This is a genomic window from Streptomyces sp. CAI-85 (assembly GCF_013363615.1).
GTDB lineage: Bacteria > Actinomycetota > Actinomycetes > Streptomycetales > Streptomycetaceae > Streptomyces > Streptomyces antibioticus_B.
Genome location: NZ_JAANNX010000001.1, coordinates 262,702 through 287,349, shown reverse-complemented (window position 1 = coordinate 287,349; position 24,648 = coordinate 262,702). Strand labels below are relative to the sequence as shown.

Here is a 24,648-nt window from a genome sequence, read left to right as displayed (position 1 = left end):
GAAGAGCCTGATAGCGTTTCTGCTCATGCCAGTTGCCGTTCGGGCCGCCGATGGGGGCGGGCAAGCGGAGTGGGAAAACCAGGACAATGGTGACGTCGGAAGCGGAAATCGTCGGTTCGGCCTCTCCCGAGCGAGACGGACCCGACACGGTGTGGGAGTGGCGCGAGCCCTCCGTCCTCCTCATCGAGGACGACGCCGGTGACGCCCTGCTGGTCGAGGAACTCGTCGCCGACAGCGCCCTGAAGATGCGCCTGCGATGGGCGCGTTCGATGGCCGATGCCCGGCACGTCCTGGCCCAGGAGACCCCCGACTGCGTCCTGCTCGACCTCAACCTGCCCGACGCCCACGGCCTCGAAGCGGTCTCCCAGGTCCGCACCCACGCCGACCGGATCGCCGTCGTGGTGCTGACCGGCCTGGCCGAGGAGGAGACCGCCCTCGCCGCGGTCGCCGCCGGCGCCCAGGACTACCTGGTCAAAGGCCGTGTCGAACCCGACCTGTTCGGACGGGCCGTGCGCTACGCCATCCAGCGCAAGCAGGCCGAACAGGCGGCGGTCGCCCTCCAGGCCGGCCAGATGCAGGCCCAGGAGAACGCCCGCCTCGAACGCGGCCTGCTGCCCCGCCCGTTGCTGCGCGGCGACGGCATCGAGGCCGTCGCCCGCTACCGCCCCGGCCGCTCCCAGGCCCTCCTCGGCGGCGACTTCTACGACATCGTGCAGAGCACCGACGGCACCCTGCACGCGCTCATCGGCGACGTCTCCGGACACGGCCCCGACGAGGCCGCCCTCGGCGTCGCCCTGCGGATCGCCTGGCGCACCCTGGTCCTCAGCGGCGTCACCGGCGCCGAACAGGTCGCCCGCCTGGAGGAGATCCTCGTCGCCGAACGCGTCCGCAGCGAGGCGTTCGCCACCCTCACCAGCCTCACCGCCGCGCCCGGCGCCCGCGAGGTCAGCATCATCCGGGCCGGACACCCCGGCATGCTGCTGCGCTCCGCGGGCCGCGTCGAATGGGTCGAGGTACCCGGCGGCCCCGCCCTCGGCGTCATCCCCGGCCTCGCCACCTGGCCGGTCGAGGAGTTCGCCGTACCCGACGGGGCGGCGCTGGTGCTGTTCACCGACGGCCTCTTCGAGGGCTACGTCGGCCGGGGCAAGGAGCGGCTGGGCGAGGACGGACTGCTGCGCCTCGCCCGCGAGATCGCCGGACGGGAACCCGAGGCGTTCGTCGACGGGCTCATCGAACGCGCCGAGGGACTCGCCGAGGCCCAGGGCGGCCTGGACGACGACGTGGCCGTCGTGCATCTGCGCCGGCACCCCGAAAGGACACAGGAGCGGCGGTGACCAGGAACGACGCCCGCACACCGTGGATCGGCCGCAGGCTGACGGTTCAGGGCTGGTTCCACCTGGCCCTCGCCGTCATGGTCCTGCTGGTCCTCGTCGGCAGCGTCATCGGCGCGCGCCTGCTCGACCGGACCGGCGAGACCAGCGACCGGCTCGCCGACCACACCCTGCCGGCCCGCACCGAGGCGTACCGCCTCCAGTCCGCGCTGGTCAACCAGGAGACGGGCGTACGCGGTTACGTCATCACCGCCGACCCCCGGTTCCTGGAACCGTACACACAGGGCACCCGCGAGGAGGCCCGCTCGGCCGCCCGCCTGCGCACCCTCGTCGGCGACCGGGCCGCCCTCCTGCACGACCTGGAGGCCGTCGAGCAGCGGGCCGCCGCCTGGCGCCGCACCTACGCCGAACCCCTCGTCGCCGGTGTCACCGCCGGCGAGCCCGGCACCATCGACGCGGCGACCGCCGAACGCGGCAAGAAGCTCTTCGACGAGGTCCGCGCCCGCGCCGCCGACCAGAACACCGGCCTGACCCGGGCCGTCCGCGACGACAAGGACCGGCTGGAACACGTACGGACCCTGCGCACCGTCATCCTCAGCGCCCTCGTCGTGGTGTTCCTGCTGGCCGGAGCCGTCCTGGCCGTACTGATCAGGCTGCTCGTCGCCCGCCCGCTCACGGTCCTGCGCGAATCCTCCCGGCGGGTCGCACGCGGCGACTTCGGCCATGTCATCACCGGCGCCGGACCACGCGACCTCACCGCCGTCGCCACGGACGTCGAGTACATGCGGCGGCAGATCGTCGCCGAACTCGACGCCTCACGCCGCCAGCAGGAGAACCTCGCCCGGCAGACCGCCGCCCTCGACGCCCAGGCCGTCGAACTGCGCCGCTCCAACGCCGAACTCGAACAGTTCGCCTATGTGGCCTCCCACGACCTCCAGGAACCCCTGCGCAAGGTCGCCTCCTTCTGCCAGCTCCTGGAGAAACGGTACGGCGACACACTGGACGACCGCGGCCGCCAGTACGTCGACTTCGCCGTGGACGGCGCCAAGCGCATGCAGGTCCTCATCAACGACCTGCTCACCTTCTCCCGGGTCGGCCGCGTCAACGACGCCCGGCTGCCCGTGTCCCTCGACGAGGCGCTCGACCGGGCCCTCACCAACCTGGACACCGCCCTCACCGAGACCGGCACCCGCCTCGAACGGCCGGAGCACCTGCCCCGCGTCCTCGGCGACCCGCTGCTGCTCGCCATGCTCTGGCAGAACCTCATCGGCAACGCCGTCAAGTTCCGCAGTCCCGACCGCACCCCGCACGTACGGATCACCTGCGCACCCCATCCCGAGGAGCCCGGCACCTGGCTGCTGGACGTCACCGACAACGGCATAGGCATCCCGCCGGAGTTCGCCGAGAAGGTGTTCGTCATCTTTCAGCGGCTGCACGGCCGGGACGCCTATGGTGGCACCGGGATCGGACTCGCCCTGTGCAAGAAGATCGTCGAGTACCACGGCGGGCTGATCCGGATCGACACCGACCACACGGAGGGCACCCGGTTCCGCTTCACCCTGCCCGTCCTCACCACGACGCCGGACCCCGCACAGCACACCCCCGAGAAGGCCCTGACATGACCACTCCCGCCGCCACCCCGGTCGACGTCCTCCTGGTCGAGGACGACCCGGGCGACGAACTCATGACCCGCGAGGCGTTCGAGGACAACAAGATCGGCAACACCCTGCACGTCGTCCGCGACGGCGAGGAGGCACTCGACTTCATCTACCAGCGCGGCGCGCACACCGGGGCGCCCCGGCCCGATCTCATCCTGCTCGACCTCAACCTGCCCAAGTACGACGGCCGTCAGGTCCTGGAGAAGATCAAGTCCGACCCGGCGCTGGCCCACATCCCGGTGGTGGTGCTCACCACCTCCGCCGCCGAGGAGGACATCCTGCGCAGCTACAAGCTGCACGCGAACGCGTATGTCACCAAGCCCGTCGATCTGGACCAGTTCATCGCCGCGGTCCGCCAGATCGACGACTTCTTCGTCCAGGTGGTCCGGCTGCCCCGCGCCCAGGGGTGACGCGGGTCACTTTCGCCGGTGTCACAAAGCACCGGGCCCGTCTCGTCCAGTGAGTGAACACAGAAACACAGACACTCACCACCACGAGGAGCACCCCATGGACGCGCGACTGAACTTCTTCGGAGACCCGGCCGTCGGTCAGGTCCTCAAGCCCTTCATGGCGGCGGGCAAGGCGATCAAGTCACTGCCGCTGCCGGCCTCGACGCACGAGCTGGTCGCCCTGCGCGTGAGCCAGATCAACGGCTGCGCGTTCTGCATCGACATGCACACCAAGGAGGCCGAGGCGGCGGGGGAGACCTCGGTACGCCTCCACCTGGTCGCCGGCTGGCGCGAGGCCACGGTCTTCACCGATGCCGAGCGCGCCGCGCTGGAACTGGCCGAGCAGGGCACCCGGGTCGCCGACGGGGCGGGCGGGGTCGACGACGAGGTGTGGGCGGCCGGCGCCAAGCACTACGACGACGAGCAGCTCGCCGCACTGGTCGCGATGATCGCCTTCATGAACGCCGCGAACCGGCTGAACGTCATCACCCGCCAGCCGGCGGGCGGTTACAAGGCGGGCCAGCTCCACTGAGGGAGTGCGGGGGCGGGCCGGCAGGGGCGCGTGGCGGTTGCGGAGTGGCCCTGGAAGACCACGCCCGATTGGCCCTGTCGACCGCCCCCCGCCCCCACCAGACTCCCCCCATGACGACATCCCTCTCCTACGTCCACGGCTACTCCGACCACGAGGCCCGCCGCCTGGAGGACCAGGCGGACACCCTCGCCGCCCTGCTCCACGGGGGCACGTCCTACCCCGCGGGAAGCCGGGTCCTGGAGGTCGGCTGCGGGGTCGGCGCGCAGACCGTGCACCTGGTGGCGGCGAGCCCCGAGGCCGAGTTCGTCGCCGTGGACATCTCCGCGGAGTCCCTCGCCGAGGCCAGGGCCCGGGTGACGGACCAGGCCCCGGCGGCCCGGGTGACCTGGCTGCGGGCGGACCTCTTCCAACTCCCTTTCCCCGAAGCGTCCTTCGACCACATCTTCGTCTGCTTCGTCCTGGAACACCTGACGGCCCCGCAGCGGGCGCTCGCCACCCTGCGCCGCCTCCTCAAGCCCGGCGGCACCCTCACGGTCATCGAGGGCGATCACGGCTCGGCGTTCTTCCACCCCCACAGCACCTACGCCCGCGCGGCGATCGACTGCCAGGTCCGCCTCCAGGCCGACGCGGGCGGCAACGCGCTGATCGGCCGCGAGCTGTACCCCCTGCTGACCTCCGCCGGCTACACCCGGGTGACGGTCCGCCCCCGCACGGTCTACGCCGACAACTCCCGCCCGGCGCTGGTCGGCGGCTTCACCCGCAGCACCTTCATCGGCATGATCGCAGCGGTCCGCGACCGAGCGGTGGCCGCGGGCCTGACGACCGCCGCCGACTGGGACCGGGGCATCACGGACCTGCACCGCACGACGGACGCGGACGGCACGTTCCACTACACGTTCTTCAAGGGCGAGGCGGTCCGCCCGGAGTCGGACTGAGCGGGGATCGCCCGGCGGGGCCCTGGGCCCCGGGCCCGAGCCGACGGTGAGCCCTCCCGAGGAGGGGAAGGCGACGCGCCTGGGCCGAGGGACGGACTCCCGCGGTGCGGTGGGCAGTCGGGTGACATCGGTGGGAGCCCTGGGGGGGGCGGCGATCACTGCGGGCGGGGGCGGGGCAGCCGGCCCCATGCACCCGGGCCGCCCCGGCCCGCCCGACGCGACCACCGACGGACCCCACCCGGCCGGGCGGCGAACGGGAGCCGGGTCCCCTGGCGGGACACCCCCGGGCAGGCTCACCCGGCGATGCCGGACCGAGGCTGAGCGCGAAGTCCCGGGTGACGCCGATCCGGTGCGGCGCTGTGGCCGGTGAGCAGCGTCTTGGCGCGCCGGATCGTCTCCCGGCTCCCTGTCGGCGCGGTCGACGGAGCCGGGGAGGGCGGCGATACCCGGATCGAGGCTGAGCGTGATGTCCCGCGGCCGCCGTTCGCGCCCTGGGCGACGGGGCCCGTGCCGCGCTGTGGCCGGTGATCGGCGTCCGGCGCCGCCGCATCGCCTCCCGGCCCCCGGTCGGCGGGGCCGGGAGGCGGACGTGTCGTCGACTACGCGGCGGACGAAGTGCCGCGGCCTCGCCCCCGGCCCCGGCCGCCGCGGCCGTTGGCGGGGTTGCCGGTGCGGCCGGTGCCGTTGGCGGGCGGGTTGGAGGCCGTGCGGCGGCCCGTGCCCCGGGGGCTCGTGCCGGTCGCGTTGCCCGTCGGCTTGGCGGTGGGCGCGTCGGGGGACGCGGAGCGTCCCGTTCGCCGGGTGCCGTTGCCGCCCGTCGTGCCCGTCGAGGCGCGGCGGCCGCCGCCACCGTCCGCGGCGGCGGGCCGGCCGGCGCGGCCGCGGCCGCCGGAGGCACCGCCGGCCGCGGCCCCGGACGTGCCCTCCGCACCCGCCGCGCCACGCGAACGGCGCCGGCGGTTGGGACGCTTGCCCGTGCCGGGGAGAGGAGCCTCCGCCGCCGGGGGAGCGGGGACCTCGATGACGACCGGGACGCCCGAGGGCTCACGGGCGCCGGTGATCGTGGTCAGGGCCGGGTCGCCGGAGGTGATGCGGGCCGTGCGCGGGGTGATGTCCGCGTCCGACATCAGCCGGGTGACGTCCCGCTTCTGCTCCGGCAGGACCAGCGTGACCACGCTGCCCGAGCCGCCCGCGCGGGCCGTACGGCCGCCGCGGTGCAGATAGTCCTTGTGATCGGTGGGCGGGTCGACGTTCACGACCAGTTCGAGATCGTCCACGTGTATGCCGCGGGCCATGACGTTCGTCGCGACGAGCGCGGTGACCTGGCCGTTCTTGAACTGCTCCAGGACACGGTTGCGCTGCGGCTGCGAACGGCCGCCGTGCAGCGCGGCCGCGCGGACGCCGACGGACAGCAGTCGCTTGGCGAGCCGGTCGGCGGACCGCTTGGTGTCGAGGAAGAGGATGACCCGCCCGTCGCGCGCGGCGATGCGGGTGGTGACCGCCTTCTTGTCCGTCTCGTCCAGGACGTGCAGCACATGGTGCTCCATGGTCGTCACCGCCCCGGCGGACGGGTCCACGGAGTGCACGACCGGGTCGGAGAGGAAGTCCCGGACCAGACGGTCGATGTTGCGGTCCAGCGTCGCCGAGAACAGCATGCGCTGCCCGTCGGGCCGCACCTGCCGGAGCAGCTTGGTGATCTGCGGCAGGAAGCCCATGTCGGTCATCTGGTCGGCCTCGTCCAGCACCGTGATGCCGATGCCGTCGAGCACGCAGTCGCCGCGCTCCACGAGGTCGTTGAGACGGCCGGGCGTCGCCACCAGCACCTCGGCGCCGCGCCGCAGCGTGGCGGCCTGCTTGGTGATGGACAGCCCGCCGACCACGGTGGCCAGCCGGAGGTTCACCGCCGTCGCGTAGGGGGTCAGCGCGTCGGTCACCTGCTGGGCGAGTTCCCGGGTGGGCACCAGCACGAGCGCGAGCGGCGCCCTGGGCTCCGCGCGCAGCCCGGCGGTGCGGGCCAGGAGCGCCAGGCCGAAGGCGAGGGTCTTGCCGGACCCGGTGCGCCCCCGCCCCAGCACGTCACGTCCCGCGAGCGAGTTCGGCAGCGTGGCGGCCTGGATGGGGAAGGGGGTGGTCACCCCCTGCGCGGTGAGGGTCTTGAGCAGCGCCGCGGGCATGTCCAGGTCGGCGAAGTCCTCGACGGCGGGAAGGCCGGGGGTCGTGCTCACCGGCAACTGGAATTCCCTGGACGGCGTCGCGGCCGGCCGGGGCGACGAGGAACGACGGTTCGGCTTCTGGAACCTGCGGGCCATGCGGTGCTCTGCCTTTCTGACAACAACAGAGACCGGGGTCCGCACCAATGCTGGTACGGACCCCGGTCTGCGACTCGCGTCCGGGGATCAGGCGGGGACGATGTTCTCCGCCTGCGGGCCCTTCTGGCCCTGCGTGACGTCGAAGGAGACCCGCTGGCCCTCCTGGAGCTCACGGAAGCCCTGCGTCGCGATGTTCGAGTAGTGAGCGAAGACGTCGGGGCCGCCGCCGTCCTGCTCGATGAAACCGAAACCCTTTTCAGAGTTGAACCACTTCACGGTTCCCTGTGCCATGACATTCTCCTTCTGTAGGCAGAGAGGCCCCATCCGGAGAAGCCGGAAAAAACGAAAACGCCCGGAGGAGAATCGGTCCCCCCAGGCGCAAAGGTTCATGGGTACCACAACTACAACTCTGCAAGCCTAACACACCCCACCGCCCGAATGCGGATCATCGGCGCGTCGCACCGCGTGTGGGCGGGTCGCGGAAGGGAACCCGGCGTCCCGGACGCATCCCATCGCGAGGAGGGGCACCATGCCTGCCGGATCGAACGCGAAGCGCGAGCGACAGTACGAGCACATCAGGAAGAGCGCCGAGGACCGCGGAGAGCCGACCGGGCGCGCCAAGGAGATCGCGGCTCGCACGGTCAACAAGGAGCGGGCGAGGTCGGGCGAGTCGAAGACCGCGAGCAAGACCTCCACCCGCGACCCGAAGTCCGCGTACCGGCGCGGCGGCGAGCGCTCGCACAGCGGCGCCCAGGGCCCCACCCGGGACCAGCTCTACGAGGAGGCGAGGAAGCGCGACATCCACGGCCGCTCCTCGATGAGCAAGCAGCAGCTCGCCGACGCCCTGGGCCGCTGAACCACGACACGACGGACTGGACACGCGTCGGCCCGTCCGGCACCGGACACCCGGGTGCGGACGGGCCGACGCGCGCGCGGCCGTCAGTGCCGCTTCCTGACCTCCAGGGCGACCAGCAGCGCCGCCAGCGCGCTCGCCGCCGCGATCAGCGGCGTACGGTGCGACCGCGCCAGACGCATGCCCTGGTCCGCCTTCTCGCGTGCCCGGGCCTTGACGTCCGTCCTGGCCGCGAGCGCCTGCACGGTCCGGCCCAGTTCCTCGCGGGTCGCCTCGACCTGCCCGCGCAGCTCCTCGGGTGTCTGCCGCTCGTCCTTGGTCATCGGTGTGCCTTCTCCTTGATCTCGGCCACATCGGCCCTGACGCTGTCCATGGTCTGTTCCGGCTTCGGCGGGGACGCCTTGGCGAACTCCTTCCTGCCGAGCGCCGCCATGACGGCGGTGACGCACGCCAGGACACCCGTGACGATCAGCGCGGCGGCCCACACGTCGAGCACCAGCGACAACGCGGCGATCGCCGTGGCGACCAGGGCCTGAAGGGTGATGACGGCCATCAGGCCGGCGCCGCCGAAGAGGCCCCCGCCGCGTCCGAAGCGTTTGCCCTTCACGGTCATCTCGGCCTGCGCGAGACGCATCTCGTCGCGCACCAGTTGCGACAACTGCTGCGTCGCGCGCTGCACCAGTTCGCCCACCGGTTCCTGCGCCCCGGCCTCCGTGCGGTGCGGCGCGTCCTGGGTCACCTGGGTCATGAGTGCTCACCTGTCTTTCGTCCGTTTCGAAGGGAGGTCATCCGCCGAGCCGGCGCCGGTCCTCGTCGTCCCACGTCCTCGTGTCACGCGGCTCGACGTACGGCTCCTCGTCGGCCGGCCGGCCCCCGGCGACGGCGCGCTGACGCACCAGTTCGGCGTCGAACTCCAGGCCGAGCAGGATCGCCAGATTGGTGATCCACAGCCAGACCAGGAAGACGATCACGCCGGCGAGGGTGCCGTAGGTCTTGTTGTACGAGGCGAAGTTCGCCACGTAGAGCGCGAAGCCGGCCGACGCGGCCATCCAGATCACCAGCGCCAGGAAGCTGCCCGGCGTGAGCCAGCGGAAGCCGCGGACCTTGGCGTTGGGGGTCGCCCAGTACAGCAGCGCGATCATCAGCGTGACCAGGACGACCAGGACCGGCCACTTCGCGTACGACCACACGGTCAGGAACGTGTCACCGGCCCCGAGCGTGCTGCCGGCCTGCCGGGCGAGACTGCCCGTGAACACCACGATCAGGGCGCTGAACACGGCCAGCACCATCAGCACGACGGTCACCCCGACCCGCACCGGCAGCACCTTCCACACCGGACGGCCCTCGGGGAGGTCGTAGACCGCGTTGGCGCTGCGGATGAACGCGGCGACATAGCCCGACGCCGACCACACCGCGAGCACCACGCCCACGACGGCCATGACCGAGCCCAGACCGCCCCGGCCCTGCATCTGCTGCACGGCGCCGCGCAGGATGTCCTGCGCGGGCCCCGGGGCCAGCTTCTGGATGTTGTCCAGCACCGCCCGGGTCGCCGACTCGCCGGTCAGACCCAGCACCGACACCAGCGCGAGCAGCGCCGGGAACAGGGCGAGGATCGAGTAGTAGGTCAGGGCGGCGGCCCGGTCGGTCAGCTCGTCCTTCTTGAACTCCTTCAGCGTGCCCTTCAGGGCCGCGCCCCAGGAGTGCTTGGGCAGGTCGGTCGGCCCCTTGAGTGTCCGTGCCATTCCCGCCGGGTATCCGGATCGGGCCGTCCGTATCCGGTTTCCTCACGGAACCTGCTCGTCCGGCGCGTAGTGCAGGACGAGTACGGCGATGTCGTCGGCGCGCCGGCCGGCCGCCGGGGAGTGTCCGAGGAGATGGTCGATCAGCAGGTCAGGGGCCCGCGGGCCGGCCCGGCCCAGCTCCACCGCCAGGTCGGCGATCGCCTCCTCGATGTCGGCCCCCGGGGTCTCCACCAGCCCGTCGGTGTAGAAGGCGAGGACGTGACCCGGGCCGAGCGCGACATCGGTCACGGGGAAGGACGCGTCGGGGTCGACGCCCAGCAGCGGCCCCGGGACGACGTCGAGCGGCCGGGCGGAACCCTCCCGCCGCACCAGCGGCGGGGGGTGTCCGGCGCTCGCCAGGGCGGCGCGTCCCGACGCCAGGTCGAGATGGGCGTAGAGACAGCTCGTGAACAGCTCGGGGCCGAAGCCGGCGAGCAGCCGGTTGGTGGCGGACAGCACCTCGTCGGGGTCCGCGCCGCGGGCCGCGTAGGCGTGCACGGCGGTGCTGACCTGTCCCATCAGGGCGGCCGCGGCGGCGTTGTGGCCCTGGACGTCCCCGATGACGGCGGCCACGGCGCCGTCGCCGAGCGGGATCAGGTCGTAGAAGTCGCCGCCGATGTCCATGCCCCGGGTGGCGGGCAGATAGCGGGCGGCCACCCGCAGCCCGGGGACCGTGGGCAGGGTGCGCGGGAGCAGCGCCGCCTGGAGGCTGTGGGCGAGCGCGTGTTTGGCGTCGTAGAGGCGGGCGCGGTCCATGGCCTGGGCGACGAGCCCGGCGAGCGAGGTCAGGACGGCCCGGTCCTCGGCGGTGAACGTGTGGGGACGGTCGTAGGAGAGGATGCAGCAGCCGACGGGGCGGCCGGAGACGATCAGCGGCAGGAACGCCCACGCGTGCTTGTCGCTCATCCGCTGGGCCTCGGGGTAGGCCCGCCGCAGTTCCTCGGGGTCGCCGAAGAACGCGGGCACGCCGCTGCTCAGGGCCTGTCCCGCGGGGGTCAGCGTGGTGTCCACGGGCAGGCCGTCGAGGCGGCCGACGGTCACCGGCGGATAGCCGCGGGTGCCGGTGATGCGCAGCCTGCCGCCCTCGGCCGCGGACAGCACCAGGCCCTGGGCGCCGAAGGCGGGCATGATCTGGTCGGCGACCAGGTCGATGACGTCCTGGACCCCGACGACCTCGGTCAACCCGGCCGCCAGGTGCACGAGTTGGTAGAGCCGGCCGACCCCGGCGGGCCACACGGGCCGCTGCTCGACGGGCGGCACCGGCTCCGGTGTGCCGGTGGGCGTGACGCGGACGCTGATGCCGCTGGCGTCGGGGTAGAGGTGGAAGTCCAGCCACCGGTCGGGCGGGCGGCACGCGGTGAACGTCACCGGCCGCCGGCTGAGCAGGGCGGCCCGGTAGCGCTCCTCGTGGACCGGATCGTCCAGCCAGCGCAGGGAGTGCCAGGGCAGGGTGCCGAGCAGATGGTCGGCGTCGCGGCCCAGCAGTTCGCAGGCGCCCGAGCTGAGATAGGTGAACCGGCCCTCCAGGTCCAGGGCGCAGCTCCCGCCGGGCAGCCGCTCGGCGAAGTCGGCCGCGGCGGCCGCCGGGCTCGCGGGACGGCCGCCGGCCGCGACCGGGACCACCCGCGGCGGCCCGGCACCCCGGCCGGACACATCGGCCGGCCGGTCCGCGTCCTCCAGCAGCCGGGCCAGCCGACGGCAGCCGGCCATGATGTTGGCCCGTTCGCGCGCGGTCATGTGCGGCGGGCGGCTGTCGGTCGGCCACAACAGCAGCAGCGCGCCCCACCGCCGTGCCCCGGTGACCGGCGCGGCGGCCAGCGAGAGGGGGTACGGCAGCGCCATCGCGCTGCGCGGATAGGCCCGCACCAGTTCGTCCCGGCCCGCCATCCAGACGAGACGCTCCTCGCGGACGGCGGTGGCCACCGGGGAGGGCGCGTTCACCGTGACCGTCGCCCACGGCGCGGCGACCTCGGCCGACGCCCCGCACAGCAAAGACAGGCGCAGGACCCGCTCGTCGGGGGCGAGCAGATACAGGGCGCCCAGGGACGCGCCGGTGCCCCGGACCGTGTCCGCGAGCGCGGCGTCCGGGGGAGCGTCCCGCGGGCCAGGATCATCCACGCTCGACACCGGACACCTCCGCACCCGACCTGATGCCCGTAGGGCTGCCCATAGGGGGACGCTACGCCCCCGCCGTGCCACCGGCACGTCACCCGGCGCCCGCCCCGCGCCCGGCCCCTCCCCGTGCGCGCGCCCATGCCGGACACTGGAGGCGAGGCGAGAGGCTCGGGAGGAGCGGCGATGCTGACGGACGTGCGTGAGCTGCTGGGCAGAAGCCTGTTCCACCGGGTGGCGGGCCCTGACGGACCGGCCACCCGCGCCCGCATCCACGGCACACCCGGACCCCGCTGGTTCGGCCCCGACCGCCCGATCCGCACGGTCCACGGCGACGCCTCCATGTTCATCGGGGGCATCGCCGCCCTGCTGCTCCAGTCCCTGCACCCGCAGGCCATGGCCGCCGTCGCCGCCCACTCCGGCTACCGCGGCGACCCGTGGGGGCGGCTCCAGCGCACCAGCACCTTCCTCGCCGTGACGACCTACGGCACCGCCGACGACGCCCAGCGGGCGGTGGACCACGTCCGCGCCATCCACGAGCGGATCCGGGGCAGGACCGCCGAGGGCCTGGAGTACCACGCGGGCGACCCGCATCTGCTCGGCTGGGTGCACGCGGCCGAGACCCACTGCTTCCTGCGCGCCCACCGGCGCTACGGGGCCCACCCCCTCGACACCGCCGGCTACGACGCCTACGTCGCCGACACCGCCCGGGTCGCCGAGGCCCTCGGAGTCCTCGACCCGCCCCGTGACCTGCGGGAGCTGTCCGAGCGTCTCACCGCCTACCGTCCCGAGCTGCGCGCCGGCGCCGACGCCCGGGCCGCCGCCCGCTTCCTGCTGGTGCGGCCGCCGCTGCCCTTGGCGGCACGCCCGTTCTACGGCGGGCTGGCCGCGAACGCCGTGGCGCTGCTGCCGCCGTGGGCCCGGTCGATGCTGTGGCTGCCCCGGCTCCCCGTGGTGGACGCCCTCGCCGTCCGCCCGGCCGGGCACGCGCTCACCCGGACCATCCGCTGGGCGATGAACCCGCCCCCGCAGCGTCGGGACGGGGACTGAAACAGCCCTAAGGCAACGTCAGGTGGTGGCCGCCCCCGCCTCCAGCGCACCCCGGGCGATGTCCAGTGCCGTGGCGCGGTCCTCGGGGACCAGGCCGATGCGGGTGCGCCGGTCGAGGAGGTCGGCGGGGTCGAGGGCGCCCTCGTGGCGGACGGCCCACAGGAGTTCGGCCCGGGTGACGGGGTGGCCGTCGAGCACGGGTGCGGCGAGGTCGGGGTCCGCGGCGGCGAGCGCGTGGACGGCCGGGGCCTCGGTGCCGTAGCGGTGGACGAGACGGCGGGGTGCCCGGAGCGCGCCGAGGACCTGCGGTGACGCGGCGCCGATCAGCGGCAGGGACGCGGTGGGGGAGGGGCGTGAGGTCAGGCCGTGGACGGCGGCGGCGGTGTCGACGGCGTCCTCGGCCATCCGCCGGTAGGTGGTGAGCTTGCCGCCGACCACGGTGATCACGCCCTCGGACGAGGTGAGGACCGCGTGCCTGCGGGAGATGTCGGCGGTGCCGCCCGGCGCGCCGGAGCCCGCGGCCCCGCCGGTGTCCAGCAGGGGGCGCAGTCCGGCGAAGGCGCCGACCACGTCGTCCCGGTGGACGGGGATGTCGAGGGCCGAGCCCAGGACGTCGAGGAGGAAGCCGATGTCGGTCTCGGGCGCCTCGGGGACGTCGGGGATGTCGTCCCCGACGGGTTCGTCGGTGAGCCCGACGTACGTGCGGCCGTCGCCCTGGGGCAGGACGAGGACGAAACGGTTGGTCTCGCCGGGGATCGGGATGTGCAGCCCGGCCGGGAGGGCGCCGAGCCGTGCCGTGCGCAGGACGAGGTGGGTGCCGCGCGAGGGCCGGATGCGGACGCCGTCCACCAGACCGCCCGCCCACACCCCGGAGGCGTTGATCACGGCGCGGGCCCTGATCTCGCCCTCCTCGCCCGTGAGTTCGTCGCGGACGCGGGCGCCGGAACGGGTCAGTTCCAGGGCCCGTACCCGGGTGAGGATCCGGGCGCCGTGGGCCGCGGCGGTGCGCGCGACGGCGGTGACCAGACGGGCGTCGTCGGTGACCCGGCCGTCCCAGGACAGCAGGCCGCCGCGCAGCCCGGCGGAGCGCAGCGCGGGGGCGAGATGGCGGGTCTCCGCCGCCGACAGCCGGCGCGGCGCGGGCAGGGTCGCGCGCGCGGTGCGCGCGGCGAGGCGCAGGGTGTCGCCGGCCCGGAAACCGGCCCAGGCCAGGGCCGCCTGGGGACGGGAGACCAGCGGGGTCAGGGGCAGCACGAACGGCTGGGCGCGCACCAGGTGGGGTGCGGTGCGCTCCATCAGGACGCCGCGTTCGCGGGCGCTCTCGTGGGCGACGTCGAGCTGGGCGGAGGCGAGGTAGCGCAGTCCGCCGTGGATGAGCTTGGAGCTCCAGCGCGAGGTGCCGAAGGCCAGGTCGTGGGCGTCGACGGCGATCACCGACAGACCGCGCGCGGCGGCGTCCAGGGCGGCCCCGGCGCCGGTCGCGCCGAGTCCGACGACCAGGACGTCCACGGCCGGGCCGCCGACGGCGCGTTCGAGGTCGGCGCGCCGGCGCGCGGCGGTCAGGGACGAGCCCGGAGCCGGGCCGGCGGACGGGGCCGTGCTGCTGTGGCTCATGGGGCTCGTGGGGCTCATGGCGTCAGGGTCCTCTCGAGGATGGTGCGCAGTTCGGCGGAGAACGCCTCGGCACTCAGATCGGGGTCGTCCTCGTCGGTCATCGTGCGCAGCGACAGGGTGAAGGACTGGGCGACCAGGAGCAGGGCGCGGGCCTGGCGCTCGGGATGGCCGGGGCGCACCGATCCGTCGGCGTGCCCCTCGCGCAGGGCGTCGTGCAGCAGGGCGAGCAGGGCCTCCTGGCTGGCGCCGCGCCGGTCCAGGACGTAGGGGAGGAGCAGTTCGGGGTCGACGTCGACGATCTTGCGGAAGAGGGGGTGCGCCCGGAAGGCGGCCACCCCGCTCACCAGGCCGTCGACGATCCGGGTGCGGGCGCCGGAGCCGGGGACCGGGTCGGGCATCGCGCCGGTGGCCGCGTCGATCCACTCCCGGGTCATCAGGTCGCCGACCAGGGAGCGCACGTCCGGCCAGCGGCGGTAGAGCGTCATACGGGAGACGCCCGCGCGGCGGGCCACGTCGGTGAGGGTGGTGCGCCGGACGCCGACGGCCAGTACGCAGTCGCGCACCGCGTCGAGCACCGGGTCGTTGGCCGAGCCGTTGTCCTGGGCACCGCCCTGAGCGTTGCCCTGACCGTCGCCGCTCTGGGCGTTGCTCTGGGCGTTGTGACGAATAGGCGTCATGTGTCACAGTGTAACGCCTGCACGGCCGTGCAGGAGACGGCACTTCGTTTTCCGCAGGTTCCGCGAGTACGCGACCCCCGCGACTCCGTGACCGGGCGACTTCGTAGCCTGTGCGAACCCGCGACGACCCGCGACGACCGGTGAGGACAAGAGATGGACATGCTGTGGAGCGGCTGGGGCGACCCGGCCAGGGCGACACCGCTGCCCGAGACGGTGACCGGGCTGCTGCGCGACCTGCTCGGGGTCAAGCCCCGCGGCACCGAGCCGGTCGCCCTGGCGGACATCACCGTCCCCGAACCGGCGCTCGACCCCGCCGCGCTGCGTGAACTCGCCGACGCCGTAGGCGGCCAGGACCATGTCCGCACCGACGCCGAGACCCGCGTCCGGCACACCCGCGGCAAGTCCACCCCCGACCTGCTGCGCATCCGCACCGGCGACGTCTCCGACACCCCGGCGGCCGTCGTCCTGCCGGCCACGCACGACGAGGTCCTCGCCGTCCTGCGGGTGTGCGTGGCACACCGGCTGGCCGTCGTGCCGTTCGGCGGCGGCACCTCGGTGGTCGGCGGCCTCGCCCCCGAGGCGCGCGGCCCGTTCGTCGCGCTGGACCTGGCCCGGATGGACGGCCTGCTCGCCCTCGACCCGGTCTCCCGCACCGCCACCCTGCAACCCGGCCTCAGGGCCCCGCAGGCCGAAGCGCTGCTGGCCGCACAGGGCTTCACCCTCGGCCACTTCCCCCAGTCCTTCGAGTGGGCCACCATCGGCGGGTTCGCCGCCGCCCGCTCCAGCGGACAGGCGTCCGCCGGATACGGCCGCTTCGACGAGATGGTCCTCGGCCTCACCGTCGCCACCCCCGCCGGCACCCTCGACACCGGCCGCGCGCCGCGCTCGGCCGCGGGCCCCGACCTCCGTCAGCTCGTCCTCGGCTCGGAGGGCGCGTTCGGCGTCATCACTTCGGTGACCGTGCGGATCCGCCCGCTGCCCGAGACCCGGATCTACGAGGGCTGGCGGTTCGCCTCCTTCGAGGAGGGCGCCGCCGCCCTGCGCCGCCTCGCCCAGGACGGACCCCGGCCGACCGTGCTGCGGCTGTCGGACGAGACCGAGACACTGATCGGCCTCGCCCAGCCCGACGCCATCGGCTCCTCCGGACTGCCCCAGGACGCGGGCTGCATGGCGATCGCCGGCTACGAGGGCACCGCGGAGGACACCGCGTACCGCCGTGAGCGGGCCGCCGCCGTGCTGCGCGACTGCGGTGGCACGTACCTCGGCGAGGAGCCGGGCGACCGCTGGGCGCACGGCCGCTACTCCGCGCCCTACCTGCGCGACAGCCTGCTGGACGCCGGGGCGTTCGCCGAGACGCTGGAGACCGCCGGGTTCTGGTCCGCGCTGCCCGGGCTGTACGCCGCCGTGCGCACCGCGCTCACCACGACCCTCACCGAGTCCGGCACCCCGCCGCTGGTGATGTGCCACATCTCGCACGTCTACGAGAACGGCGCCTCCCTGTACTTCACCGTCGTCTCGGCGCAGGGCGAGGACCCGGTGGCCCACTGGACGCCCGCCAAGCACGCGGCGAACGAGGCGATCCTTGCCGCCGGCGGCACCATCAGCCACCACCACGGGGTGGGCGGCGACCACCGCGACTGGTACGTCCGGGAGGCCGGCCCCCTCGGCGTCGACGCCCTGCGCGCGGTCAAGGGACGGCTGGATCCCACGGGGGTGCTCAACCCCGGGATCCTGCTGCCCACCGACTGAACCCACCGACTGAACCCACCCCCGGGTGCACCCCGGCGCACCCGGTTCCCCACCCGGCGCTCCACCCCGCTCCACCCGGCGCTCCACCCCGCTCCACACACAGCGCTCCACCCAGCGCCACCCGCCCAGTCCGCGCACGACCCGTCAGCCGCCCTCGGAGGCACAACCGATGCGACAGTTCACCGCCATCGTCAACCCCACCGCGGGCGGCTCCACCGGGGTCGCGGCACTGCTGCGGGTGGCCCGGCTGCTGCGCGAGGCCGGGGCCGGGCTGGAGACCGAGTACAGCCGCAGCCTCGCCCACGCCCAGGAGCTGGCCCGCGAGGCGGGCGGGCGCGGGCGGACCGTGCTGGCCGTCGGCGGCGACGGCATCGCCGGCGGCATCGGCGGCACCCTCAGCGGCACCGGCACGGTGCTCGGACTGATCCCGGCCGGCCGGGGCAACGACTTCGCGCGCGCCCTGGGACTGCCCACCGACCCCGAAGGGCTTGCCAAGGTGCTGCTGGAGCACGAGCCCAGCCCCGTCGACACCATCGAGGTGGAGTCCGCGCAGGGCCGCGCCGTCGCCCTCGGCAGCGTCTACGCGGGCGTGGACGCGCTCGCCAACCGCCACGCCAACCACACCAAGGTGCTGCGCGGCTCCGCCTCCTACTACCTGGGCGGTCTGCGCGCCGTCACCACCTGGCGCCCGGCCGCCTACCGGGTCACCGTCGACGGCGAGGAGCACACCCACCGCGGCTACACCGTCGTGGCCGCCAACTCCGCCTACTACGGCTCCGGCCGCCTCATCGCCCCCGACGCCCGGCTCGACGACGGGCTCCTCGACGTGGTGATGATCCGGCACGCGCCCCGGCACCTGTTCTTCACCCTGATGAACGAACTCAAGACCGGCGCGCACGTCCACCGCCCCGAGGTGCGGATCCTGCGCGGCCGCGAGATCCGCATCGAGGCCGACCGGCCGGTCCCCTACGGCACCGACGGCGAGGTCGACGCCGTCCTGCCCGTCGCGGCCCGGGTGCTCCCCGGCGCCCTGTCCGTGCTCCGCTGAACCGGCCGCGACGGCACGGACGTTCCCGCGGGAATCTGCCGGGCATGATCGCCGCGGCCCGGGGTACCCGGAGTGACGTCCGCCGCCGAAAGGCCGTACGAGCCCCGAAGCGGCGGACCGACACGGTCGGTTGAATCCGGGAGGGGAAACACGATGGCGCTCATGGGCACGGCCACGACGGCGACGACGGCCGAGGCGGCCACGACGGACACGCGGACCGGGAACCTGCCGGAGATCACCGACCCCACCAAGGTCGCGCCCAAGGACGCCCGGCAACTGTCCCGCCTCTTCTTCGACCAGTTGGCCGTCCTGGAGGAGGGCACACCCGAACACGCCTACGCCCGCAACACGCTGATCGAGATGAACATGTCCCTCGTCCGCTTCGCGGCCGGCCGGTTCCGCAGCCGGGGACCGGAGGAGATGGAGGACATCGTCCAGGTCGGCATGATCGGCCTGATCAAGGCGATCGACCGGTTCGACCTGTCCCGCGAGGCGGAGTTCACCTCCTTCGCGATCCCCTACATCGTGGGCGAGATCAAGCGGTTCTTCCGCGACACCACCTGGGCCGTGCACGTGCCGCGCCGCCTCCAGGAGGCCCGCGTGCAGTTGGCGCGCGCCACGGAGGAACTCAGCAGCCGGCTGGGCCGCACACCGACCGTCAAGGAACTGTCCGAGCTGATGTCGCTGTCCGAGGACGAGGTGCGCGAGGCCCGCCTCGCCTCCAACGGCTACAACTCCTCCTCCCTGGACGCCGCGATCGGCGGCAGCGAGGACGGCGAGAGCGCCCTCCAGGACTTCATCGGCAACGAGGACACCGACCTCGCCCTGGTCGAGGACTTCCACGCCCTGGCCCCGCTGATAGCCGAACTCGGCGAACGCGACCGGCGGATCATCCACATGCGGTTCGTGGAGGAACTCACCCAGGCCCAGATCGGCGAACGTCTGGGCGTCTCCCAGATGCACGTCTCCCGCCTGCTGTCGCGCACCCTCGCCCGGCTGCGCGCGGGCATGATGGTCGACTGACCCGCCCGCTCGACCGACCCGTCCGCTCGTCTGACCGGCCCGCGCGGGCGGCTCGCGGGATTGCTCCACCCGTGGGTGGAGACCGCCCGAACGGCCGTATGTCGCCCCGCGCAGCGCTTCCCTCCCGCGCCCCAGCCGCCAGGATGTCCGATGACTTCCACCTTTGCGGGGGTGAAGCGTGAGCATCGGAGAAACACCCTGTGACTACTCTCAACGGCCCTGAGCGGCAGGCCGTCGCTCCCTACGACAGTGAAGTGCCGGTCAGGGGCAGGCAGCCGGGCAATGTCGTCGTGAAGTGGCTGACGACCACCGACCACAAGACGATCGGCACCCTCTACCTCGTCACGTCGTTCGCGTTCTTCCTGATCGGCGGCGTCCTGGCGCTGGTGATGCGCGCCGAACTGGCCCGTCCGGGCGAGCAGATCGTGTCCAACGAGCAGTTCAACCAGGCGTTCACGATGCACGGCACCGTGATGCTGCTGATGTTCGCCACCCCGCTGTTCGCCGGCTTCACCAACTGGATCATGCCGCTCCAGATCGGCGCGCCGGACGTGGCCTTCCCCCGGCTGAACATGTTCGCCTACTGGCTCTACCTGTTCGGTTCCACGATCGCGGTCGGCGGCTTCCTCACCCCGAACGGCGCGGCCGACTTCGGCTGGTTCGCCTACACCCCGCTGTCGGACGCCATCCGGTCGCCCGGGCTCGGCGCCGACCTGTGGATCATGGGCCTGGCCTTCTCCGGCTTCGGCACCATCCTTGGCGCGGTCAACTTCATCACCACCATCATCTGCATGCGCGCGCCCGGCATGACCATGTTCCGGATGCCGATCTTCGTGTGGAACGTGCTGCTGACGGCCGTCCTGGTCCTGCTGGCCTTCCCGGTGCTGGCGGCCGCGCTGTTCGCGCTGATGGCGGACCGCAAGTTCGGCGCCCACATCTACGATCCGGCCAACGGCGGCCCCCTCCTGTGGCAGCACCTCTTCTGGTTCTTCGGCCATCCGGAGGTGTACATCATCGCGCTGCCGTTCTTCGGCATCGTCACCGAGATCATCCCGGTCTTCTCCCGCAAGCCGATCTTCGGCTACATGGGCCTGGTCGCCGCCACCACGGCGATCGCGGGCCTGTCCATCACCGTGTGGGCCCACCACATGTACGTCACCGGCGGGGTGCTGCTGCCGTTCTTCTCCTTCATGACGTTCCTCATCGCCGTCCCCACGGGCGTGAAGTTCTTCAACTGGATCGGCACCATGTGGAAGGGCTCGATCTCCTTCGAGACACCGATGCTCTGGGCGACCGGCTTCCTCGTCACCTTCCTCTTCGGCGGCCTGACCGGCGTCATCCTCGCGTCACCGCCGATGGACTTCCACGTCTCCGACTCGTACTTCGTGGTCGCCCACTTCCACTACGTCGTCTTCGGCACCGTCGTCTTCGCGATGTTCGCCGGATTCCACTTCTGGTGGCCGAAGTTCAGCGGCCGGATGCTCGACGAACGCCTCGGGAAGATCAGCTTCTGGACGCTGTTCGTCGGCTTCCACGGCACCTTCCTGGTCCAGCACTGGCTGGGCGCCGAGGGCATGCCGCGCCGCTACGCCGACTACCTCGCGGCCGACGGCTTCACCGCGCTCAACACCATCTCCACGATCAGCTCCTTCGTCCTCGGCCTGTCGATCCTGCCGTTCCTCTACAACGTCTGGAAGACCGGCAGGTACGGCAAGAAGGTCGAGGTCGACGACCCGTGGGGTTACGGCCGCTCCCTGGAGTGGGCGACCTCCTGCCCGCCGCCGCGCCACAACTTCACCGCTCTGCCCAAGATCCGCTCCGAGTCCCCGGCGTTCGACCTCCACCACCCCGACATCGCGCGGGCCGAGGCCGAGGCCGCGGGGGCCCACTGATGGCCGGTCCCGGCGCGGACATGAGCGGGGCGCCGCAACAGGGATCCACCCGGACCGGTCTCGGCGACGAGGTCGAGGGATACCTCCTGTGGCAGGCCACGATCGCGGTCGCGCAGGAACGCGCGCGTGAGTTCGTCCGGCCCATGGACTGGCTGACGACCTCCCAGAAGGACGAGATCGAACGCCACTACGTGGACGACAGCCTGCTCAGGGCCCGCCAGGACCTGGAACGGATCGCGGCCCGCTGCCGTTCGCTGCGCGGCGAGTACGAGCGCCGCTACCGCACCCTGCGGCTGCGCTGCGTGGCCTGGACCCTGGCCGGCGGCGCGGGCCTCACCGCCCTGGCGGCCGTACCGCTCCTGCGCTGACACCGCCGCCCCCGGCCCCCGCCCCGCCGACCGCGGCGAGGCGGGGGCCGAGCACGAGTGCGCTGGTCACCGCCGGGTAGAGTGCGGCACTGTCGCCCCCGAGACCCGAGGTACCGCGCAGTGACTCCCGTACGTCCAGGACCGCCGCTCGCCGTCACCGTCGTCGGGATCGGAGCCGACGGATGGGACGGCCTCACCGACGCCTCCCGGGCGGCCCTGCGCGACGCAGAGGTGCTGATCGGCGGCCCGCGCCAGCTCGGCCTGCTGCCCCCGCCGTGCGCGGGCGAACGCGTCGCCTGGCCCTCGCCGCTGCGCCCCGCCGTCGCCGGACTCCTCACCGCCCACGCCGGCCGCCGCATCGCCGTCCTGGCCAGCGGCGACCCGATGTTCTACGGCATCGGCCGCGCCCTCGTCGAGGAGGGCGCCGCCCCGCACGTCCTGCCGCACCCCTCCTCCGTGTCCTACGCCGCCGCCCGGCTCGGCTGGCCGCTGGAGGACGTCGAGGTCGTCACGCTCGTCGGCCGGCCCGCCGCACGGCTCGCCGCCGCCCTGCACCACGGCCGCCGGATCCTCGTCCTCGGCGCCGACGCGACCGCCCCCGCCGCCGTCGCCGCCCTGCTGCGCGACCACGGCTTCGGCCCGAGCCGGATGCGGGTCCTCGAACAGCTCGGCGGCCCGCAGGAACACGTGACGGACGAGGACACCGCCGCCCGGTGGGAGCGCCCGCCCGGCGACCCCCTCGCCGTCGTCGCCGTCGACTGCCGCCGCGCCCCGGACGCCCTGCGCCTCGGCGCCGTACCGGGACTCCCGGACGACGCCTACGAGCACGACGGACAGCTCACCAAACGGCATGTCCGCGCCGCCACCCTCGCGGCGCTCGCCCCCGCCCCCGGCGAACTGCTGTGGGACATCGGCGGCGGGTCCGGTTCGATCGCCGTCGAGTGGATGCGCGTCCACCCCTCGTGCCGGGCGGTCAGCGTCGAGCGCGACCCCGTACGGGCGGAGCGGATCGCCCGCAACGCCGACCGGCTCGGCGTGCCGGGACTGCGCGTGGTCACCGCCTCCGCGTCCGACGCGCTGCCCGGACTCCCCACCCCCGACGCCGTGTTCATCGGCGGCGGACTCACCTCGCCCGGTCTCCTCGACGCCTGCTGGGCGGCCCTGCCGGCCGGCGGACGGCTGGTCGCCAACACCGTGACGCTGGAGTCCGAGGCCCTCCTCGCCGACGCCCGCAGGCGCCACGGCGGCGAACTGGTCCGGCTCGCGGTGGCGCACGCCGTGCCCGTGGGCGGCTTCACCGGGTGGCGGCAGGCCATGCCGGTCACCCAGTGGTCGGTACAGAAGACCCCCGACACGTTGTCAGGAGCAGACGAATGACCGTGTACTTCATCGGCGCGGGACCCGGTGCCGCCGACCTGATCACGGTGCGCGGCGCCCGTACGCTCGCCGCCTGCCGGGTCTGCCTGTACGCGGGCAGCCTGGTCCCGCGCGAACTGCTCGCCGAATGCCCGCCGGACGCCCGCCTGGTGGACACCGCCCAGCTCGATCTGGACCAGATCGTCGCCGAGTTGGTGCGCGCGCACGAGGAGGGGCACGACGTGGCCCGGCTGCACTCCGGGGACCCGTCGGTGTTCAGCGCGGTCGCCGAGCAGATGCGCCGCCTGGACGCGGCCGGGGTGCCCTACGAGGTCGTGCCCGGTGTGCCCGCCTTCGCCGCCGCCGCGGCCGCCCTCAAGCGGGAGTTGACCGTGCCGACCGTCGGCCAGACCGTCATCCTCACCCGCGTCGCCCAGCAGGCCACCGCCATGCCCGACGGCGAGGACCTGGCCACCCTGGGCCGCAGCGGCGCCCTGATCGTGCTCCACCTGGCGGCCCGGTACGTGGACCGGGTCGTCGCCGAACTGCTGCCGCACTACGGCGCCGACTGCCCGGCGGCCGTCGTGGCGTACGCCTCCCGCCCGGAGGAGCTGATCATCCGGGGCACCCTCGACGAGATCGCCGGGAAGGTGAAGGAGGCGGGGGTGCTGCGCACCGCCGTCATCATGGTCGGGCGGACGCTGGGCGCCGAGCAGTTCCGCGACAGCCACCTGTACTCGCCGGAGCGCGAACGCCACGTCTGCTGACCGCCGTCCGGGCTCAGGCCACCGTGCTGCGCCCCACCACCGTGCCCGCCCGGTCGATACAGATGACGTCGACCGCGACCGGCGCGCCCCGCAGCACGGCCAGCGCCTGGTCGCGGGCCGCCGTCGCCACCAGATCGCCGAGCGGCACCCCGGCCGCCCGGCACAACTGGAGCGCCGCCAGACCGGTGTTCGCCTCCGCGACCTCGGCGGCCAGCGCCGGGTCCGCGCCGCCGCGCCGGGCCAGACCGGCGAGGAAGCCCTTGTCGACCTGGGAGCGCGCCGAGTGCAGGTCCAGATGTCCGGCGGCCAGCTTGGACAGCTTGGCGAAACCGCCGCAGACGGTGAGCCGCTCCACCGGATGACGGCGGACGTACTTCAGCACGGCCCCCGCGAAGTCGCCCATGTCGAGCAGGGCGTCCTCGGGCAGCCCGTACTCGGCGACGACCGTCCTCTCCGACGTCGACCCGGTGCACCCGGCGACATGCGTACGGCCCGCCGCCCGCGCCACGTCGACACCCCGCCGGATCGAGTCGATCCACGCCGAGCAGGAGTACGGCACCACGATCCCGGTCGTCCCGAGGATGGACAGGCCCCCGAGGATGCCCAGGCGCGGATTCCAGGTGGAGCGGGCGATCTCCTCGCCGTGGTCCACGGACACGGTGATCTCCACGTCCCCCGGCGCCCCGTACCGGGCGGCGACCTCGGCGACGTGCTCGCTCATCATCCGGCGCGGCACCGGGTTCACGGCCGGCTCGCCGACGGGCAGCGGCAGTCCGGGGCGGGTGACCGTGCCCACCCCGGGACCCGCCCGGAACACCACCCCGGCCCCGGCCGGCAGCCGCCGTACCGTGGCCCGGATCAGCGCCCCGTGCGTGACGTCCGGATCGTCGCCCGCGTCCTTCACGACCCCCGCCGTCGCGGACCCGTCCGCCAGCTCCTCGGCGGCCAGCGCGAACGACGGCGTCTGCCCCCGGGGCAGCGTGATCGTCACCGGGTCGGGGAACGCGCCGGTCAGCAGGGCCGTGTACGCGGCGGTCGTCGCCGCCGTCGCACAGGCACCGGTGGTCCAGCCGGGCCGCAGCCCGGTGTGCTTGAGTTGGGCGGCGCGGCCGCCCCGGGCCGCACCCTCGCCTGTCACGTCACC

At 73.5% G+C, this 24,648-nt stretch carries 22 protein-coding genes and 1 pseudogene; 14 read left to right on the top strand and 9 right to left on the bottom strand.

Translation table 11 applies throughout. The features are described from left to right. The first annotated feature begins 86 nt into the window (after positions 1-86). The 5 genes from G6W55_RS01190 (at position 87) to G6W55_RS01170 (ending at position 4,905) form a co-directional block, all read left to right on the top strand. Complete coding sequence (locus tag G6W55_RS01190; RefSeq protein ID WP_175518812.1) at positions 87-1,334, top strand: PP2C family protein-serine/threonine phosphatase; 1,248 nt, start codon at positions 87-89, stop codon at positions 1,332-1,334. A gap of 77 nt (positions 1,335-1,411) precedes the next feature. Further along, a complete protein-coding gene (locus tag G6W55_RS01185; RefSeq protein WP_175519158.1) occupies positions 1,412-2,953 on the top strand; it encodes a CHASE3 domain-containing protein in 1,542 nt (513 codons plus the stop codon). Next, entirely contained in the window at positions 2,950-3,399 is a 450-nt protein-coding gene (locus G6W55_RS01180) for a response regulator (RefSeq protein ID WP_175518811.1), read from the top strand. Before G6W55_RS01185 ends, G6W55_RS01180 begins: the two co-directional genes overlap by 4 nt. A 97-nt stretch (positions 3,400-3,496) precedes the next feature. Continuing rightward, on the top strand, positions 3,497-3,970 hold the full coding sequence (locus G6W55_RS01175; RefSeq protein WP_175518810.1) for a carboxymuconolactone decarboxylase family protein: 474 nt from the start codon (positions 3,497-3,499) through the stop codon (positions 3,968-3,970). 110 nt (positions 3,971-4,080) lie between these two features. Further along, positions 4,081-4,905, top strand: a complete 825-nt coding sequence (locus G6W55_RS01170; RefSeq protein WP_175518809.1) for an L-histidine N(alpha)-methyltransferase — start codon at positions 4,081-4,083, stop codon at positions 4,903-4,905. A gap of 599 nt (positions 4,906-5,504) precedes the next feature. On the opposite strand, the gene G6W55_RS01165 is transcribed toward G6W55_RS01170, so the two are convergent. Both G6W55_RS01165 and G6W55_RS01160 read right to left on the bottom strand, forming a co-directional pair. Beyond that, a complete protein-coding gene (locus G6W55_RS01165; RefSeq protein WP_175518808.1) occupies positions 5,505-7,214 on the bottom strand; it encodes a DEAD/DEAH box helicase in 1,710 nt (569 codons plus the stop codon). An 87-nt stretch (positions 7,215-7,301) separates the two neighbouring features. After that, a complete protein-coding gene (locus G6W55_RS01160; protein WP_007502648.1) occupies positions 7,302-7,505 on the bottom strand; it encodes a cold-shock protein in 204 nt (67 codons plus the stop codon). 238 nt (positions 7,506-7,743) lie between these two features. Here G6W55_RS01160 and G6W55_RS01155 point away from each other — a divergent pair, with 238 nt between their 5' ends. Continuing rightward, positions 7,744-8,070 carry a plasmid stabilization protein gene (locus G6W55_RS01155; protein WP_175518807.1) on the top strand — a complete coding sequence of 109 codons (327 nt, stop codon included), beginning with the start codon at positions 7,744-7,746 and terminating at the stop codon, positions 8,068-8,070. Between the two features lie 188 nt (positions 8,071-8,258). Here G6W55_RS01155 and G6W55_RS39505 read toward each other — a convergent pair. From G6W55_RS39505 to G6W55_RS01135, 4 genes and pseudogenes are all read right to left on the bottom strand, one after another. Further along, a pseudogene (locus tag G6W55_RS39505) lies at positions 8,259-8,390 on the bottom strand (DUF3618 domain-containing protein); the annotation flags it as partial. Beyond that, positions 8,387-8,815, bottom strand: coding sequence for a phage holin family protein (locus G6W55_RS01145; RefSeq protein ID WP_107419217.1), 429 nt, complete (start codon positions 8,813-8,815; stop codon positions 8,387-8,389). The gene G6W55_RS01145 and the pseudogene G6W55_RS39505, both read right to left, overlap by 4 nt. A gap of 37 nt (positions 8,816-8,852) precedes the next feature. Continuing rightward, complete coding sequence (locus G6W55_RS01140; protein WP_078636434.1) at positions 8,853-9,809, bottom strand: YihY/virulence factor BrkB family protein; 957 nt, start codon at positions 9,807-9,809, stop codon at positions 8,853-8,855. Positions 9,810-9,851: 42 nt separating this feature from the next. Then, on the bottom strand, positions 9,852-11,975 hold the full coding sequence (locus G6W55_RS01135) for a SpoIIE family protein phosphatase (protein WP_175518806.1): 2,124 nt from the start codon (positions 11,973-11,975) through the stop codon (positions 9,852-9,854). A 171-nt stretch (positions 11,976-12,146) separates the two neighbouring features. Between G6W55_RS01135 and G6W55_RS01130 the strand changes: the two genes are divergently transcribed. Next, positions 12,147-13,010, top strand: coding sequence for an oxygenase MpaB family protein (locus tag G6W55_RS01130; protein ID WP_175518805.1), 864 nt, complete (start codon positions 12,147-12,149; stop codon positions 13,008-13,010). A gap of 18 nt (positions 13,011-13,028) precedes the next feature. Here G6W55_RS01130 and G6W55_RS01125 read toward each other — a convergent pair whose 3' ends face one another. Continuing rightward, the gene (locus G6W55_RS01125; protein ID WP_254876046.1) at positions 13,029-14,642 is read right to left on the bottom strand and encodes a glycerol-3-phosphate dehydrogenase/oxidase; all 1,614 of its coding nucleotides are present in this window, start codon (positions 14,640-14,642) and stop codon (positions 13,029-13,031) included. Continuing rightward, positions 14,639-15,301 (bottom strand): TetR/AcrR family transcriptional regulator, encoded by a 663-nt coding sequence (locus G6W55_RS01120; RefSeq protein ID WP_175518804.1) that lies wholly within the window; start codon positions 15,299-15,301, stop codon positions 14,639-14,641. The genes G6W55_RS01125 and G6W55_RS01120 overlap by 4 nt, the downstream gene beginning before the upstream one ends. A gap of 153 nt (positions 15,302-15,454) precedes the next feature. On the opposite strand from G6W55_RS01120, the gene G6W55_RS01115 reads away from it, so the two are divergent. The 7 genes from G6W55_RS01115 (at position 15,455) to cobM (ending at position 23,504) form a co-directional block, all read left to right on the top strand. Then, a complete protein-coding gene (locus G6W55_RS01115) occupies positions 15,455-17,050 on the top strand; it encodes an FAD-binding oxidoreductase (RefSeq protein ID WP_175518803.1) in 1,596 nt (531 codons plus the stop codon). A gap of 169 nt (positions 17,051-17,219) precedes the next feature. After that, a complete protein-coding gene (locus G6W55_RS01110) occupies positions 17,220-18,098 on the top strand; it encodes a YegS/Rv2252/BmrU family lipid kinase (RefSeq protein WP_078636439.1) in 879 nt (292 codons plus the stop codon). A 153-nt stretch (positions 18,099-18,251) separates the two neighbouring features. Continuing rightward, a complete protein-coding gene (locus G6W55_RS01105) occupies positions 18,252-19,121 on the top strand; it encodes an RNA polymerase sigma factor SigF (RefSeq protein ID WP_370628122.1) in 870 nt (289 codons plus the stop codon). A 200-nt stretch (positions 19,122-19,321) separates the two neighbouring features. Then, on the top strand, positions 19,322-21,013 hold the full coding sequence (gene ctaD, locus G6W55_RS01100) for a cytochrome c oxidase subunit I (RefSeq protein ID WP_175518802.1): 1,692 nt from the start codon (positions 19,322-19,324) through the stop codon (positions 21,011-21,013). Next, positions 21,013-21,381, top strand: a complete 369-nt coding sequence (locus G6W55_RS01095) for a cytochrome C oxidase subunit I (protein WP_244369382.1) — start codon at positions 21,013-21,015, stop codon at positions 21,379-21,381. Before ctaD ends, G6W55_RS01095 begins: the two co-directional genes overlap by 1 nt. A 120-nt stretch (positions 21,382-21,501) precedes the next feature. Continuing rightward, a complete protein-coding gene (gene cbiE, locus G6W55_RS01090; RefSeq protein ID WP_175518801.1) occupies positions 21,502-22,758 on the top strand; it encodes a precorrin-6y C5,15-methyltransferase (decarboxylating) subunit CbiE in 1,257 nt (418 codons plus the stop codon). Further along, positions 22,755-23,504, top strand: a complete 750-nt coding sequence (gene cobM / locus G6W55_RS01085) for a precorrin-4 C(11)-methyltransferase (RefSeq protein ID WP_078636442.1) — start codon at positions 22,755-22,757, stop codon at positions 23,502-23,504. Before cbiE ends, cobM begins: the two co-directional genes overlap by 4 nt. 13 nt (positions 23,505-23,517) lie before the next feature. On the opposite strand, the gene G6W55_RS01080 is transcribed toward cobM, so the two are convergent. After that, positions 23,518-24,642, bottom strand: coding sequence for a cobalt-precorrin-5B (C(1))-methyltransferase (locus G6W55_RS01080; protein WP_175518800.1), 1,125 nt, complete (start codon positions 24,640-24,642; stop codon positions 23,518-23,520). Positions 24,643-24,648: the final 6 nt, after the last annotated feature.

What these genes read in the sequence shown, in the direction of transcription:
- G6W55_RS01115 (WP_175518803.1), top strand. Translation starts at nt 15,455, where the DNA reads ATGGACATGCTGTGGAGCGGCTGGGGCGACCCGGCCAGGGCGACACCG.
- G6W55_RS01145 (WP_107419217.1), bottom strand. Translation starts at nt 8,815, where the DNA reads ATGACCCAGGTGACCCAGGACGCGCCGCACCGCACGGAGGCCGGGGCG.
- G6W55_RS01130 (WP_175518805.1), top strand. Translation starts at nt 12,147, where the DNA reads ATGCTGACGGACGTGCGTGAGCTGCTGGGCAGAAGCCTGTTCCACCGG.
- G6W55_RS01190 (WP_175518812.1), top strand. Translation starts at nt 87, where the DNA reads ATGGTGACGTCGGAAGCGGAAATCGTCGGTTCGGCCTCTCCCGAGCGA.
- G6W55_RS01155 (WP_175518807.1), top strand. Translation starts at nt 7,744, where the DNA reads ATGCCTGCCGGATCGAACGCGAAGCGCGAGCGACAGTACGAGCACATC.
- G6W55_RS01185 (WP_175519158.1), top strand. Translation starts at nt 1,412, where the DNA reads ATGGTCCTGCTGGTCCTCGTCGGCAGCGTCATCGGCGCGCGCCTGCTC.
- G6W55_RS01120 (WP_175518804.1), bottom strand. Translation starts at nt 15,301, where the DNA reads ATGACGCCTATTCGTCACAACGCCCAGAGCAACGCCCAGAGCGGCGAC.
- G6W55_RS01125 (WP_254876046.1), bottom strand. Translation starts at nt 14,642, where the DNA reads ATGAGCCCCACGAGCCCCATGAGCCACAGCAGCACGGCCCCGTCCGCC.
- G6W55_RS01110 (WP_078636439.1), top strand. Translation starts at nt 17,220, where the DNA reads ATGCGACAGTTCACCGCCATCGTCAACCCCACCGCGGGCGGCTCCACC.
- G6W55_RS01140 (WP_078636434.1), bottom strand. Translation starts at nt 9,809, where the DNA reads ATGGCACGGACACTCAAGGGGCCGACCGACCTGCCCAAGCACTCCTGG.
- G6W55_RS01180 (WP_175518811.1), top strand. Translation starts at nt 2,950, where the DNA reads ATGACCACTCCCGCCGCCACCCCGGTCGACGTCCTCCTGGTCGAGGAC.
- cobM (WP_078636442.1), top strand. Translation starts at nt 22,755, where the DNA reads ATGACCGTGTACTTCATCGGCGCGGGACCCGGTGCCGCCGACCTGATC.
- G6W55_RS01170 (WP_175518809.1), top strand. Translation starts at nt 4,081, where the DNA reads ATGACGACATCCCTCTCCTACGTCCACGGCTACTCCGACCACGAGGCC.
- G6W55_RS01160 (WP_007502648.1), bottom strand. Translation starts at nt 7,505, where the DNA reads ATGGCACAGGGAACCGTGAAGTGGTTCAACTCTGAAAAGGGTTTCGGT.
- G6W55_RS01165 (WP_175518808.1), bottom strand. Translation starts at nt 7,214, where the DNA reads ATGGCCCGCAGGTTCCAGAAGCCGAACCGTCGTTCCTCGTCGCCCCGG.
- G6W55_RS01175 (WP_175518810.1), top strand. Translation starts at nt 3,497, where the DNA reads ATGGACGCGCGACTGAACTTCTTCGGAGACCCGGCCGTCGGTCAGGTC.
- G6W55_RS01105 (WP_370628122.1), top strand. Translation starts at nt 18,252, where the DNA reads ATGGCGCTCATGGGCACGGCCACGACGGCGACGACGGCCGAGGCGGCC.
- G6W55_RS01095 (WP_244369382.1), top strand. Translation starts at nt 21,013, where the DNA reads ATGGCCGGTCCCGGCGCGGACATGAGCGGGGCGCCGCAACAGGGATCC.